We start from the raw sequence: 14,620 nt of genomic DNA, 5'->3' as shown, positions 1-14,620 counted from the left end.
CGGATACGTGCCCGGATACAGGCAGTATCGGCTTGACAAAGCGTGATCAAAATGCGCTTTTCCGCCGGAATTGCAGCGCTTTGCCTGCACAAGATTTATAAAGTTCCAAAAGGCAGAAATCATGCACCGTTATCGCAGCCATACCTGCGCAGCCCTTCGCAAATCGGATGTTGGTTCAAAAGTCCGTCTGTCTGGCTGGGTTCATCGCGTCCGTGACCATGGTGGCATCCTCTTCATCGACATTCGCGATCATTATGGCCTCACTCAGGTTGTTGCAGATCCTGATTCGCCAGCGTTCAAGATTGCCGAAACCGTTCGTGGCGAATGGGTCATCCGTGTTGATGGTGAAGTGAAGGCCCGCGCAGATGAGGCTGTGAATGCCAACTTGCCGACTGGCGATGTTGAAATCTTCGCAACCGAGATCGAAGTTCTTGCCGCCGCCAAGGAACTGCCGCTGCCAGTGTTTGGCGAGCCGGACTATCCGGAAGACATTCGTCTCAAGTACCGCTTCCTCGATCTGCGTCGCGAAACGCTGCACAAGAACATTATGAGCCGCACGAAGATCATTGCAGCGATGCGTCGCCGAATGACCGAGATCGGCTTCAATGAGTTTTCGACGCCAATTCTGACGGCTTCTTCGCCGGAAGGCGCGCGCGACTTCCTCGTGCCAAGCCGTATTCATGAAGGCAAGTTCTACGCGCTGCCGCAGGCTCCGCAGCAGTACAAGCAGCTCCTGATGGTTGCCGGTTTCGACCGCTACTTCCAGATTGCACCTTGCTTCCGCGATGAAGATCCGCGTGCAGACCGTCTGCCGGGCGAATTCTATCAGCTCGATCTCGAAATGAGCTTCGTAACCCAGGAAGAAATCTGGGAAACGATGGAACCAGTCATGCGCGGCATCTTTGAAGAGTTTGCTGAAGGCAAGCCTGTAACGCAGCAGTTCCGCCGCATCGCTTATGACGACGCGATCCGCACCTATGGTTCGGACAAGCCTGATCTGCGCAACCCGATTGAAATGCAGGCTGTTACCGAGCATTTTGCAGGTTCCGGCTTCAAGGTCTTCGCGAACATGATCGCCAACGATCCAAAGGTCGAAGTCTGGGCAATCCCGGCAAAGACCGGTGGTAGCCGCGCATTCTGTGATCGCATGAATTCATGGGCACAGGGCGAAGGTCAGCCGGGTCTCGGCTACATCTTCTGGCGCAAGGAAGGCGACAAGCTTGAAGGCGCTGGCCCGATTGCCAAGAACATTGGTGAAGAACGCACCGAAGCGCTCCGCAACCAGCTGGGTCTCGGCGACGGCGATGCCTGCTTCTTCGTGGCAGGTCAGCCATCGAAGTTCTACAAATTCGCAGGCGATGCCCGTACGCGGGCTGGTGAAGAGCTGAACCTCGTTGATCGTGATCGCTTTGAACTGGCCTGGATCATCGACTTCCCGTTCTATGAATGGGACGAAGACAACAAGAAGCTCGACTTCGCGCACAACCCGTTCTCGATGCCGCAGGGTGGCATGGAAGCACTGGAAACGCAGGACCCGCTGACGCTCAAGGCTTACCAGTACGATCTGGTCTGCAACGGCTTTGAAATCGCTTCCGGTTCGATCCGTAACCAGCTCCCGGATGTGATGGTCAAGGCGTTTGAAAAAGTTGGCCTCAGCCAGCAGGACGTGGAAGAGCGCTTCGGCGGTCTCTATCGTGCATTCCAGTATGGCGCGCCTCCACATGGCGGCATGGCTGCCGGTGTTGATCGCGTTATCATGCTGCTCGTTGGTGCAAAGAACCTGCGCGAAATCTCGCTGTTCCCGATGAACCAGCAGGCGCTCGATCTTCTGATGAATGCACCTTCGGAAGTGTCGCCAGCGCAGCTGCGCGATCTTCATATTCGCTTAGCACCAACGCAGAAGAGCTGATCTTCTCAGGTTTGAAAATCAAAAGCCCGGTCGCGAGACCGGGCTTTTTCTTTGACCTTATCAGTACGGCGAAAGAAAACCCGGTGAGCAGAACTCACCGGGTTTTGTTTGATGAACCTAAGTTCGATCAGTTGTTGGCTTCAACGCCAACTTTCAGAAGTTGGATCAGCTTTGTCGGGTCGAGCGAAGCGGTCGCAACGATGGACGCGAAGCTTACCGACTGGTCAGGCGAAGCCGAAACGGTCAGCGACTTTGGATCGTCGAAGTACTTTTCAGCTGCGGCCTTGAGCTGCTGGGCAAATTCAGGGTTCTTGAGCTGTGTTGCCATCAGCGGAACCATCATCTTCAGCTGTTCGCCGAGCTGCTTGCCATCGGCGCCCTGCTGCTTGCCGTAATATTCGAGGAGCTTCTGTGTCAGTTCTTCGTTGTCAAAGCGGATCGACAGGTTCTTGAGGCTCAGCTGTTCAGCGAGACCGAGAAGAGCGAGGCCAGCTGCGTCTTTTTCTGCATCAGCCTTGGCCATGTTTTCCTGTGTCTTCTGCAGAGCTTCTACGAAAGACAGATCATAGCCGTCGATAGCAGCGGTCAGATTGATCTTGCCGAGTTCTTCAGCATTGATTTCAAACTGATCCAGCGTCGCATTGCCCGAAGTCGGCAGCCATGTACCCTTCGAGTTGATCGAACCCTTAAGAGCGCTCATATCGAGTGGAGCGAGCGGGTTCTTGCCGTTCTTGTCGAAAGTCGCATCAATATCGGCAATGGTGAGATTGTAGTCGATTTTTTCGGCTTTGTTGGCCGAATTCAGAGTCACTTCCATGCCCTTGATCAGAGCGCCATCTTTGCCTGGAGTGCCAACCGAGAATTCGTCGATCTTCATCTTGTCGTAGAAGACCATCTTGGCGAGCGGGCCTTCGGCTTTCTCGGATGGGAGAATAACGTTCTCCATCGAGATGCCTTTGATTGTGGCTTTATCGTTCTTGTCCGCACCTTCAGGAGCGAAGTCCAAATCTGCAACCGAAACTTTTTCGATGCTATAACCGCCTTCTGGCGTGTCCTGCACGTTTTCGAGCGTTATATCGCCGACAGGCGTCGCGCGGTCAGAGATGGTAGGCAGCTTGATTGTTGTGCCTTTGAGCAAAATGTTGTCGCCGTCAGCCTTAACTTCGGCGAAGTTCAGCTCTCCGCCCTGCTTTGTATAGAGGACTTTAACGCGCTCTGCGACTGCATTTGCATCTGCAGCCATTGCCGCACTGCCAAGAACAAGCGAGAGCGCGGTGCTTGCTGCGAAGACGCGCACGGCCTGCTTGCTAACAACGAAAACCTTCATTTATTGGCTCCTGATCATTTGGTAAATTTTAGATAGCCTTCATAAGCCTTTACGCAAGGAAAAACAGCCTGTTTCATTCGTTACGTATAAGTTGTGGAGAAAACCTCTACAATTCCCGTATAGAAGCTAAATGACGGCAACATTGCGACGAATGTACTGGATTGGTTCTCATCCCCACTTGCTGACGAATCGCGCAATTGGTACTGAGAACTATGGGTAAAAGTCTGATTCCGCCGGACGACGGCGACGAACACATCGAACGGGTTGATCTTAAATCGGCCCTCGAGGAACGCTACCTCGCTTATGCGCTGTCCACGATCATGCATCGTGCGCTGCCGGATGTGCGCGACGGTTTGAAGCCGGTTCATCGCCGCATCATGCATGCAATGCGCCTGTTGCGACTTAATCCCGATCAGGCCTATGCAAAATGCGCGCGTATCGTCGGTGACGTTATGGGTAAATTCCACCCACACGGCGACGCCTCGATTTACGACGCGCTTGTGCGTCTGGCGCAGGATTTTGCCGTGCGTTATCCGCTCGTGGACGGGCAGGGCAACTTCGGCAACATTGACGGCGATAATGCGGCTGCGATGCGTTATACCGAAGCGCGGATGACCGAGGTCGCAACGCTGCTTCTTGAAGGCATTACCGAAAACGCCATCGACTTCCGCCCGACCTATAATGAAGAGGACGAGGAACCCATCGTCCTTCCGGGCGCGTTCCCGAACCTGCTTGCCAATGGCTCGGCCGGTATTGCGGTCGGCATGGCCACCAATATTCCGCCGCATAATGTGGCGGAGCTGTGCTCGTCGGCGCTCTATCTTATCAATCATCCCGAAGCGACTGTTGAAGAACTCGTCACTTCGCCGGAACAATGGGAAGAGCTGAAGAAGGAAGCGGAAACCGATCCGGCAGCACTATTGAAGTGCAAGGTGCGTGGTCCCGATTTCCCGACCGGCGGCATCCTGGTGGAAGAGCATGCCAACATTCTCGAAGCCTATCGCACCGGGCGTGGTTCTTTCCGCGCACGCGCGCGCTGGGAAAAGGAAGAGGGCAATCGCGGAACCTGGGTGATTGTTGTCACCGAGATCCCATATCAGGTTCAGAAGTCGCGCCTGATCGAGAAGATTGCAGAGCTGCTTCTGGCCAAGAAGCTGCCACTGCTCGACGATATTCGCGACGAGTCTGCTGAAGACATCCGCATCGTTCTGGAGCCGAAGAACCGCACGGTCGATCCTGAACTGCTGATGGAATCGCTTTTCAAGCTGACCGAGCTTGAGAACCGCGTTTCGCTCAACATGAACGTGCTCTCGCACGGCAAAGTGCCGAATGTTCTGTCACTGGGCGGCGTGCTCAAAGAATGGCTTGAACATCGCAAGGAAGTGCTCGTTCGCCGTTCCGAATACCGTCTGGCAGAAATCGAAAAGCGGCTGGAAATCCTTGGCGGTTTCCTCAAGGCATATCTCAATCTTGATGAAGTCATCCGCATTATTCGTGAAGAGGATGAACCGAAACAGGAGCTGATGCGGTTCTTTGATCTGACGGATAATCAGGCCGAAGCAATCCTCAACATGCGCCTGCGTTCCTTGCGCAAACTTGAAGAATTTGAAATTCGCAAAGAATTCGATGGTCTGACTGCTGAAAAGACTGATCTGGAAGGCTTGCTTGCTTCGGGCACGCGCCAGTGGAAGAAGATCAGCACGGAAATCAAAGCTGTCCGTGAGAAGTTTGGGCCTGAAACCAAACTTGGCAAGCGCCGCAGCACCTTTGCCGATGCGCCAAGGCATGATCTCGAAGATATTCATCAGGCGATGATCGAGCGTGAACCGGTTACGATTGTTGTGTCTGAAAAGGGCTGGCTGCGCGCGATGAAGGGCCATATGGCTGACTTCTCGACGCTCGCCTTCAAGGAAGGCGATAAGCTCAAGCTGGCTTTCCATGCTGAGACGACTGACAAGCTGCTGTTCTTCACGACAGGTGGCAAGTTCTTCACCATCGGTGCGAACACGCTTCCGGGCGGGCGCGGCCATGGCGAACCGATCCGTATCCTCGTTGATATGGAGAATGATCAGGATATCCTGACGGCCTTCGTTCACGATCCTCAGGCCAAGCTTCTGCTTGTATCGCATGAAGGCAATGGCTTCATCGTGTCCGAGAATGAAGCGGTCGCCAATACCCGCAAGGGTAAGCAGGTGATGAATGTGAAGGCGCCAGATGAAGCCAAGCTTTGCCAACGCATTTCGGGCGATCACATTGCGGTCGTGGGCGAGAACAGGAAGATGGTCGTCTTCCCGCTTTCGGACATTCCTGAAATGACACGCGGCAAGGGCGTTCGTTTGCAGAAATATAAGGACGGCGGCGTGTCCGATGTTCGTACCTTCGCGATCAGCGGCGGTCTGTCGTGGCAGGATTCTGCCGAGCGCACCTTTACGCGCAGCAAGGAAGAACTTGTCGAGTGGATTGCGGCCCGTGCCTCTGCTGGGCGTCTGGTACCCAAGGGGTTTCCGCGTTCGGGCAAATTCTAAGGTTCTGCTCAAATAAAAAAGGCGGCATATGCCGCCTTTTTGTTTCTAGCCCTCAAATTTCTGCCAGCCGCGTGGGCCGAGATGCTCCTGCGGCCTGAAGCGCGTCTTATATTGCATCTTGCGCGACCCCTCGACCCAATAGCCGAGATAGACATGGGGAAGGCCAGCAGCGCGTGCGCGCTGGATATGATCAAGGATCATGAAAGTTCCGAGCGAACGCTCGTGCATATGCGGCGTGAAGAATGAATAGACCATAGACAGGCCGTCTGCCATCACGTCGGTAAGGGCTACCGCGATTAGCTCTCCATCGCCTTTCGCACTGATAAAACTGTCCGGGCCACGTCTGCGATATTCGATAATCTGCGTGTTGACGTGGGTATCTTCGACCATCATCGCATAATCGAGCACTGTCATATCGGACATGCCACCAGAATGGTGACGGGCATCCAGATAATCGCGGAAAAGGGCATATTGTTCGGTGCTTGGCTGTGCCTTGTGCTGGCGGCCGATCAGATCGCGATTATGGTTCCAGACCCGGCGCATACTCCGGTTCATCTCAAATTCGCCAGTCAGGATACGCACAGAAACGCAGGCGCGACAAAGCTCGCAGGCTGGACGATAGGCAATGTTCTGAGAGCGACGGAAACCGCCCTGCGTAAGCAGGTCATTGATTTCGCTGGCCTTGTCACCCACAAGATGAGTGAAGACCTTCCGTTCCATCTGGCCGTCGAGATACGGGCAGGGCGATGGAGCCGTTAAGAAAAACTGCGGAGACTGTTGCGGTTGATGGGTCATTCAATATCCACGAAACGGCAATACCGAACCATCTCTTTATGCCCTAAAGATTGAGCCGGCTGCACAAAACGTCAATAGACATTTTGTGCAGCCGGCCCTGAATTTTTTTGATGCTTGCTTTAGCGGTCTGAACGAATGACTGCTGTACCAAGCAAGAGGTCGTGCACGGTACGCTTACGGTCGATCACCAGAGTCGCCAAAAGGATGAACGGTGTAAGCACCACATTCAGGCCCCAGAACAGGACAGTGTGGACCAGTGCCAGCATCGGATCGACTGTGCCGCCTTCAAGGCGCACCAATTTGATGTTCATCATCTGCATACCCTTTGTGGCCTGTTGAGGCCCGCCAAGAGTGCGAGATATGTAAAACAATGCGACTACCGGGAACATGATGGCGTAGAGCGCCCATCCCAGCGAAAGCGTGAGAATTCCAAGGATGAAAATTACGATTGCTGCTGGGATGCAAAGAAAGAAGACAATCATATAGTCGATAAGAAAAGCCATAATACGGCGTGTGCGCACGCCTTCAAAAAATGCGCGGCTTTCAAAACGCGGGCCCATGACTTCGCCGTGCAGAATATGGTCGGACATTTTTCCTTCCAGTCCTTCAAAAGAAGCGTCCGGGAACAACCGTCCGCTGTCCCGCACTGCGCGGAACAGTCTCAAGGTGGTGTATGAAACGGGCTATTTCAAGGAAACAGCGTCTCGGAATTTAGCCCTGGCTTTTCAGCTTCTCAGCAACGTCGAGCGCAAAATAGGTCAGGATGCCGTCGCAGCCTGCGCGTTTGAAAGCCAGCAGGCTTTCCATCATGACTTTTTCTTCGTCGATCCAGCCATTCATGCCTGCAGCTTTGATCATCGAATATTCGCCCGATACCTGATATGCATAAGTCGGCAGGCGGAATGTGTTTTTCAGGCGATGGATGATGTCGAGATAAGGCATCCCAGGCTTAACCATCAGCATGTCAGCGCCTTCAGCCACGTCCTGTTCGGCCTCGCGCACCGCTTCGTCCGGGTTTGCTGGATCAATGTAGTAAGTCTTCTTGTCGCCCTTCAGCAGACCAGCTGTACCGATTGCATCGCGATAGGGGCCATAGAAGGCGGATGCGAATTTGGTCGCATAGGACATGATCGGTACATGGTTGAAGCCATGCGCATCCAGTGCCTGACGAATAGCGCCGATACGGCCATCCATCATGTCGGACGGTGCGATAACGTCTGCACCGGCTTCCGCCTGTGCGAGCGCACCGCGCACGACCATCGCAACCGATTCATCGTTGATAATTTCGCCATTGCGCAAAATGCCGTCATGACCGTGGGTTGTGAACGGATCGAGTGCTGCATCGGTAATGATACCGATTTCCGGCACTTCCTTCTTGATCGCACGCACAGCGCGGTTGATCAGATTGTCCGGACTTGCAACGAAAGCGCCGTCCTCTGTCTTTACTTCTGCCTTTTCGCGCGGGAAGGGCGCAATCGCGGGGATGCCAAGCTTGGCAGCCTTTTCGGCCATGCGTACAGCCATATCGACCGAATAGCGCTCAACGCCCGGCATCGCGTCCACAGGCTCGCTGACATTGGTTCCGTAAGTCAGGAAGAATGGCAGGATCAGATCGTCCACCGTGAGATGTGTTTCCTGAACCAGTCTGCGTGACCAGTCGGCCTTGCGCATTCGGCGCAGACGACGCCCACCGGTCACGTCATCGACGTGGCCTGAAATGTTGGCAGAAGAAATGTTGGACAAACGATCAGTCATATAAATGTTCCCGAGAGAAGAAAGCTTGGGAATCTAACGGTTCGGAAGCTTGTTATCAGATGAGCACGGTTTATCACGGGAAAAGTGGCTAATCCAAGCACAATGGCCTGCGCAGGATTGACGCGGGGCGTTTCACTTTCTACGCATTGAAAGCATTTCCAGCAAAAGTGCAAAGCAGTTTTGCGTGGGACAATGCGTAGATTAAAAGGGCATTTCCAGCAAAAGTGCAAAGTAGTTTTGCGTAGGACAATGCGTAGATTAAAAGGGCATTTCCAGCAAAAGTGCGAAGCGGTTTTGCGTAGGACAATGCGCAAAAGGGAATGATTATAGTGGTTCCAACGTTCAGTCTTATCTGGAACCACTTTAATCGCACGGGAGAGACATGATGCAGATCGATTTCGGTGGTGGCGGTGAAATCAGCTTTGAACGCAAGGGAAAAGCGGGCCTCGTGAAGCTGACGCGCTCATCGGCGCTCAATGCTTTGACGCATAAAATGATTCTCGCGCTCGACCGTGCTCTGCAGGCCTGGGAAACCGATCCGGATGTCGCCTGTGTTATTCTGGATGGCGAAGGCCGGGCGTTCTGCGCCGGTGGCGACGTGGTTGCAGCCTATAAGGCCGGACGCGAAGGCACACCCGCTTTTGATTTTTTCCGCGATGAATATCGACTGAATGCCCGCATCGGACGTTTTCCAAAGCCATATATCTCGCTGCTTAACGGCATCGTCATGGGCGGCGGCGCTGGCATTTCCGTACATGGTTCGCACCGGATCGTGACCGAAAACACGCTTTTTGCGATGCCCGAAACCGGCATTGGCTTCTTCCCGGATGTCGGTGGAAGCGCCTTCCTGCCGCATCTCCATGATAATTTCGGCTATTATCTTGCACTCACCGGCAACCGAATTCGCTGGGGCGATTGCCTGCAGAGCGGCATCGCGACCCATGCAGTGGCCGCCAGCGATCTTGACGACCTTCGCGATGACCTGGTTGCAAAAGCTGACCTTGATGGGGCTTTGGCCAGTGCTCAGTATCCCGATTTTGAGACGGCCCCCGAAACCCGCAAAGTCATCGCGGAGAGTTTCGCACATGCGACGCTTGCCGAATGCCTCGACGCTTTGGAAAAAGCAGCAGCCACGGGCAATAAACCGGCAACGGATATTCTGAATGTTATCGCTACGCGTTCGCCAACCAGTGTCGCTGTCACATTCCGCCAGATTGCCGATGGTCGCGCACTGGATCTCGACGATTGTATGCGGATGGAATATCGCATCGCGTCGCGTATGCTTGCTGGGCATGATTTCTATGAAGGCGTACGCGCGGTTTTGATTGACAAGGATGGAGCACCTGTCTGGAAGCCAGCTTCGACTGATGAAGTGAAGCCGGAAATGGTCAATGCGTATTTTGCTAATCTTGGCGAGAGGGAACTGAGTTTTTGATGCGTCAGGATGAACTGCACCAGCATATACAACCCAGCGGCACTGAATGGTCCTTTGTCTGGTTTATACGGCTGATCGCTTTAGCTGCTCTTGCGAGCGGCGTTTATTACTGGATTAAGCTGATCGGCGTTTATCCAGGCTTGCTGTGGCGTTTCGACCTCATGCCGTGGCAATGGCAGACGGCTTGCGTGGCCCTTGCTCTGCTTATGCCGGTTGCGTCAACCGGGCTGTGGATGCGTGCGCAATGGGGACCGGTGTTGTGGTTCGTGGCGGCTGTCGGTGAGATTGCCATCTATTCTGTCTTTGCGCGCCATTTTGAATACAGGCCCCTTATCGTGGGGTTTAACGCCGTTTGTCTCCTCATTTATGTTGTGTTCCGCGTCCTGCTTTACCTCGAGAAAAGACGACTTTCTCGCGTTCGTATAACGGCCTGAAATCGCGCACCGGTAACAAAACATTAAGTCTGAATCTGCATTTCGCTTGGTAAGCTACTGTTAAGGCTGACTTTTAAGTCGAATTTTATGGATCGCGTCTAAAGTCCTCTCAAGACACGGTGAGAAAATACACCGGACCAACAGGAAAGAGAGTGGCCTCATGTAAGGCTGCTCCGACAGAGAGGCAAAAGAAATGATCAATGCACAGCACAGAATGGATGCATCTGCTCCGCTTTTGAATCCCGAAGCAGCTCTCCGCACACTTTATCTCGAAGCATTGCAGCTGGTTGAACGCCTGCATCGTCGCCTCCTTGATGTCATCAAGGACGAATTCGACCGCGCCGGCCGTAGCGATATCAACGCGACGCAGGCACTGCTCCTGTTCAACATTGGCAATTCCGAACTGACAGCTGGTGAGCTGCGCTCACGCGGTTATTATCTCGGCTCGAATGTTTCCTATAATCTCAAGAAGCTGGTCGAGATGGGTTTTATCCATCACGAACGCTCGAATACGGACCGTCGTTCGGTTCGCGTCAGCCTGACAGACAAGGGCAACGAGATTGCTGATCAGGTACAGGCACTTTACCAGCGCCATATTGCTTCTATCGAGCAGGTTGGTGGTATCCAGGTTGAAGAATTCACCGCGATGAACAAGTCGCTGCAGCGTCTGGACCGCTTCTGGAACGACAGCATTGCTTACAGGCTTTGATATTGCGGATGCCGAAAGGCAGCCGACAACTTAGAAGTTTGTTGCAGAACGGTCACAATTGACCCGGTTTGTATGTTAAAGTTCATTATTGCGAGCTAATTCAGCAAGGCCTGGCTTGAAATCCGGGCTTCGCGACATGAATAAGCCATAAAAACCGACATAAGCGGTTTAATACAGCGCATAAATTAGAGCTATCTGCAGATGCGACGCATCTGGGCGAAACCGGTTAGCCTTTGGGACCAAAACTATGACCAAAACCGACAAGAATGCCGAAGCTTTCAATGTAGGCCGTCGCAGCTTCCTGCGTGGCGCAGCAACGGCCGGTTTGGCTGCTGCTGCAACTGCTATCGCTCCTGCGGCTTTTGCCCAGCAACAGGCTTTGAATGATATTCTTTCGGCGCCACGCCGCGGCAACTGGGATGACCAGTTCGATGCCCGCGCGACCGGCGGTCAGAAAGTGGCAACCAATCAGCCAGTGCTTAGCCAGCAGACTGTGGGCAATCTTCAGTCCGCTATCGCACAATACGCCGATCTAGCAGGTCGCGGCGGCTGGCCACAGGTTCCGGGCAATGCGAAGCTGCAGCTTGGCGTTAATGATCCTTCGGTGCAGGCTCTGCGCCAGCGTTTGATCGTTTCGGGCGATCTTCCGCGTGAAGCCGGTGTGTCCGGTGCGTTCGATACCTATGTCGATGCAGCGGTCAAGCGCTTCCAGTCGCGTCATGGCCTTCCGGCTGATGGTGTGATGGGCCAGTTTACCTATGCAGCAATGAATGTGGATGCCAATACGCGTCTTGGCCAGCTGCAGACCAACCTCCAGCGCCTGTCCGGCATGACATCTGCAACACAGTCTGAACAGCGCTTTGTGATGGTCAACATCCCGGCTGCTCGTATTGAAGCAGTAGAAGGCGGCAGCGTTTCGCAGCGCCATACAGCTGTTGTTGGCAAGATCGACCGCCAGACGCCGATCCTTGACTCCAAGATTCACGAAGTCATTCTTAATCCTTACTGGACCGCGCCAAAGTCGATCATCCAGAAGGATATTATTCCGCTGATGCGGAAGAACCCGCAATATCTCGCGAATAACAAGATCCGTCTCTACAACGCTCAGGGACAGGAAGTTCCGCCGGAAAGCGTAGACTGGAATACCGACGATGCTGTGAAGCTGATGTTCCGTCAGGATCCGGGCAAGATCAACGCCATGTCCTCGACAAAGATCAACTTCCACAATCAACATGCCGTTTACATGCACGATACGCCGCAGAAGAGCTATTTCAATAAGCTCATGCGCTTCGATTCGTCGGGCTGTGTCCGCGTGCAGAATGTCCGCGATCTTGATGTCTGGCTGTTGAAGAACACCGCTGGCTGGGATCGCCAGAACATTGAAGGCACAATTGCATCGGGTGTGAATACGCCTATTCAGGTTTCCGATCCTGTGCCGCTGCATTTCGTTTACATCACCGCCTGGTCAACAGGCGATGGCGTGGTGCAGTTCCGCGACGATATCTACAAGATGGATGGTGCAACCGCTTTGGCGCTCGGCACCGATACTTGATCCCAATTGACTTACAAAAAAGCCGTCCGAACTCGTTTCGGACGGCTTTTTTGTTTTGGGTGCTGATCCAAGCTACGTCATGCCGCATTTTGGAACATGCTTTTCGCTTAGCGGCCATTGGCCTTGCTAATCGAAGTGTGATACTGCGCCTCATACCATATAGCTATCACCGGCTAACCGGAGGGTGTGAAACATGTCGCAAGCCAATAACGCTTTTTTCAACGCAACTCTTGAAGAAATCGATGCCGATATTTTCGGTGCGATCCGTAATGAACTCGGTCGTCAGCGTCATGAAATCGAGCTGATCGCCTCGGAAAACATTGTTTCTCGGGCGGTTCTTGAAGCTCAGGGTTCCATCCTCACCAACAAATATGCCGAAGGTTATCCGGGCAAGCGCTATTACGGCGGCTGCCAGTATGTTGACGTTGTTGAAGAATTGGCAATTGAACGCGCCAAGAAGCTGTTTGGCGCAGAGTTCGCAAACGTACAGCCTAACTCCGGCAGCCAGATGAATCAGGCCGTGTTTCTTGCGCTTCTGCAGCCAGGCGACACCTTTATGGGCCTCGACCTGAATTCCGGTGGCCACCTGACACATGGTTCGCCAGTCAATATGTCAGGCAAGTGGTTCAACGTTGTTTCCTATGGCGTTCGTGAAGACGATCACCTTCTGGATATGGAAGAAATTGCTCGCCTCGCACGCGAACACAAGCCAAAGCTGATTCTCGCTGGCGGTACCGCTTATTCCCGCATCTGGGATTGGAAGCGCTTCCGTGAGATCGCTGACGAAGTTGGCGCATATCTGATGGTCGATATGGCTCACATTGCTGGTCTGGTCGCCGGTGGCGTACACCCATCGCCAGTTCCACACGCCCATGTCTGCACCACGACGACTCACAAGTCGCTGCGCGGTCCACGCGGCGGTATGATCCTCACCAACGATCCTGATCTGGCGAAGAAGTTCAATTCGGCTGTCTTCCCAGGCCTGCAGGGCGGCCCGCTGATGCATGTGATTGCTGGTAAAGCAGTTGCTTTCGCGGAAGCTCTGAAGCCAGAATTCAAGGTCTATGCTCAGAACGTCGTCGACAATGCGCGTGCGCTTTCGGACGAACTGAAGTCGCAGGGTCTCGATATCGTTTCCGGCGGCACAGACAACCACCTGATGCTGGTCGATCTGCGTCCGAAGAATGCAACAGGCAAGCGCGCTGAAGCAGCTCTCGGTCGTGCGAACGTGACCTGTAACAAGAACGGCATTCCTTTCGACCCAGAAAAGCCATTTGTAACTTCTGGTGTTCGCCTTGGAACGCCTGCTGGCACGACCCGTGGTTTCGGCAAGGCTGAATTCAAGGAAATCGGCTCGCTGATCGCAGAAGTGCTCGATGGTCTCAAGGTTGCAAATTCCGATGAAGGCAATGCATCGGTTGAAGCAGCGGTTAAGGCAAAGGTCATTGCACTGACCGACCGCTTCCCAATGTACGGCTATCAGGGCTAAAATTGCTCACAATTTGATGAAGCCCCGCTCAACCCTGTTGAGCGGGGCTTTTTCAATTATGCCCTAATTATGCATCAACTTAACGATGGGGTATGATTGTCAGGAATCAGTCAATCTAAGGCGTGCCTTTCAAATCGGCGCGCTTGGAAACAAAGAGTGAAGTGCGTCGCGTAAGCTATATGCAGATGCGCTTTCGTAAGTGAAAGAGTGCCATGCGTTGTCCCTATTGCCAGTCTGAAGATACGCAAGTTAAGGATTCCCGCCCGGCGGAGGATGGTGCCGTTATTCGCAGGCGCCGTGTTTGCTCGGTCTGTGGCGGACGTTTTACCACTTTTGAACGCGTACAGCTTCGCGACCTCATGGTCGTCAAGAAGAGCGGTCGCCGTGTACCTTTCGATCGCGAAAAGCTTGCCCGCTCCATCGATGTGGCATTGCGCAAGCGCGACGTGGATGAGGAGCGCGTAGAACGTGCAATCTCCGGCATCGTGCGCCAGCTCGAGAGTTCGGGTGAGGCGGAAGTCACATCAGACGAAATTGGTCGTCTTGCCATGGATGCTCTCAAGGGCGTCGATGATATTGCCTATATCCGCTTTGCTTCCGTTTATCGCAATTTCAGCAAGGCCGTTGATTTCCACAACGTCATTGATGAACTGACGGTAACTGAAACAGATCGTGATCCGGACGCATAAA

12 protein-coding genes are annotated in these 14,620 nt (G+C 53.6%); 8 read left to right on the top strand and 4 right to left on the bottom strand.

Annotated features, from left to right (window positions below; genetic code table 11):
- The first annotated feature begins 121 nt into the window (after nucleotides 1–121).
- Nucleotides 122–1,909, top strand: a complete 1,788-nt coding sequence (aspS, locus tag QSJ70_RS10715; protein WP_064320430.1) for an aspartate--tRNA ligase — start codon at nucleotides 122–124, stop codon at nucleotides 1,907–1,909.
- Nucleotides 1,910–2,036: 127 nt separating this feature from the next.
- On the opposite strand, the gene QSJ70_RS10710 is transcribed toward aspS, so the two are convergent.
- Nucleotides 2,037–3,236: an aq_1923 C-terminal domain gene (locus QSJ70_RS10710; protein WP_285536271.1), complete on the bottom strand. Its 1,200-nt coding sequence runs from the start codon at nucleotides 3,234–3,236 to the stop codon at nucleotides 2,037–2,039.
- A gap of 212 nt (nucleotides 3,237–3,448) precedes the next feature.
- Between QSJ70_RS10710 and QSJ70_RS10705 the strand changes: the two genes are divergently transcribed.
- Nucleotides 3,449–5,761 (top strand): DNA topoisomerase IV subunit A, encoded by a 2,313-nt coding sequence (locus tag QSJ70_RS10705; protein WP_285536269.1) that lies wholly within the window; start codon nucleotides 3,449–3,451, stop codon nucleotides 5,759–5,761.
- Between the two features lie 45 nt (nucleotides 5,762–5,806).
- Here QSJ70_RS10705 and QSJ70_RS10700 read toward each other — a convergent pair whose 3' ends face one another.
- The 3 genes from QSJ70_RS10700 to hemB all read right to left on the bottom strand — a co-directional run bounded on the left by QSJ70_RS10700 (nucleotide 5,807) and on the right by hemB (nucleotide 8,311).
- Nucleotides 5,807–6,556, bottom strand: a complete 750-nt coding sequence (locus QSJ70_RS10700; RefSeq protein ID WP_064320432.1) for an arginyltransferase — start codon at nucleotides 6,554–6,556, stop codon at nucleotides 5,807–5,809.
- A gap of 119 nt (nucleotides 6,557–6,675) precedes the next feature.
- On the bottom strand, nucleotides 6,676–7,146 hold the full coding sequence (locus QSJ70_RS10695; protein WP_007874442.1) for an RDD family protein: 471 nt from the start codon (nucleotides 7,144–7,146) through the stop codon (nucleotides 6,676–6,678).
- A gap of 121 nt (nucleotides 7,147–7,267) precedes the next feature.
- Nucleotides 7,268–8,311 carry a porphobilinogen synthase gene (gene hemB, locus QSJ70_RS10690; RefSeq protein ID WP_007874444.1) on the bottom strand — a complete coding sequence of 348 codons (1,044 nt, stop codon included), beginning with the start codon at nucleotides 8,309–8,311 and terminating at the stop codon, nucleotides 7,268–7,270.
- A 385-nt stretch (nucleotides 8,312–8,696) separates the two neighbouring features.
- On the opposite strand from hemB, the gene QSJ70_RS10685 reads away from it, so the two are divergent.
- The 6 genes from QSJ70_RS10685 (at nucleotide 8,697) to nrdR (ending at nucleotide 14,619) form a co-directional block, all read left to right on the top strand.
- Nucleotides 8,697–9,746 carry an enoyl-CoA hydratase/isomerase family protein gene (locus QSJ70_RS10685; RefSeq protein ID WP_285536448.1) on the top strand — a complete coding sequence of 350 codons (1,050 nt, stop codon included), beginning with the start codon at nucleotides 8,697–8,699 and terminating at the stop codon, nucleotides 9,744–9,746.
- A complete protein-coding gene (locus tag QSJ70_RS10680; RefSeq protein WP_285536265.1) occupies nucleotides 9,746–10,180 on the top strand; it encodes a DUF6163 family protein in 435 nt (144 codons plus the stop codon). Before QSJ70_RS10685 ends, QSJ70_RS10680 begins: the two co-directional genes overlap by 1 nt.
- Before the next feature lie 193 nt (nucleotides 10,181–10,373).
- Nucleotides 10,374–10,889 carry a transcriptional regulator LdtR gene (gene ldtR, locus QSJ70_RS10675; RefSeq protein WP_007874450.1) on the top strand — a complete coding sequence of 172 codons (516 nt, stop codon included), beginning with the start codon at nucleotides 10,374–10,376 and terminating at the stop codon, nucleotides 10,887–10,889.
- A gap of 247 nt (nucleotides 10,890–11,136) precedes the next feature.
- Complete coding sequence (locus QSJ70_RS10670; protein WP_007874451.1) at nucleotides 11,137–12,441, top strand: L,D-transpeptidase family protein; 1,305 nt, start codon at nucleotides 11,137–11,139, stop codon at nucleotides 12,439–12,441.
- Nucleotides 12,442–12,634: 193 nt separating this feature from the next.
- Nucleotides 12,635–13,930 carry a serine hydroxymethyltransferase gene (glyA, locus tag QSJ70_RS10665; protein ID WP_007874454.1) on the top strand — a complete coding sequence of 432 codons (1,296 nt, stop codon included), beginning with the start codon at nucleotides 12,635–12,637 and terminating at the stop codon, nucleotides 13,928–13,930.
- A gap of 212 nt (nucleotides 13,931–14,142) precedes the next feature.
- On the top strand, nucleotides 14,143–14,619 hold the full coding sequence (gene nrdR / locus QSJ70_RS10660) for a transcriptional regulator NrdR (protein ID WP_007874456.1): 477 nt from the start codon (nucleotides 14,143–14,145) through the stop codon (nucleotides 14,617–14,619).
- Nucleotide 14,620 lies beyond the last annotated feature (1 nt).

It is taken from the genome of Brucella sp. NBRC 12950, from assembly GCF_030268145.1.
Taxonomy (GTDB): Bacteria; Pseudomonadota; Alphaproteobacteria; order Rhizobiales; family Rhizobiaceae; genus Brucella.
Note: the sequence above shows the minus strand (reverse complement) of the source record. Positions and strands in the feature narration are given on the sequence as shown.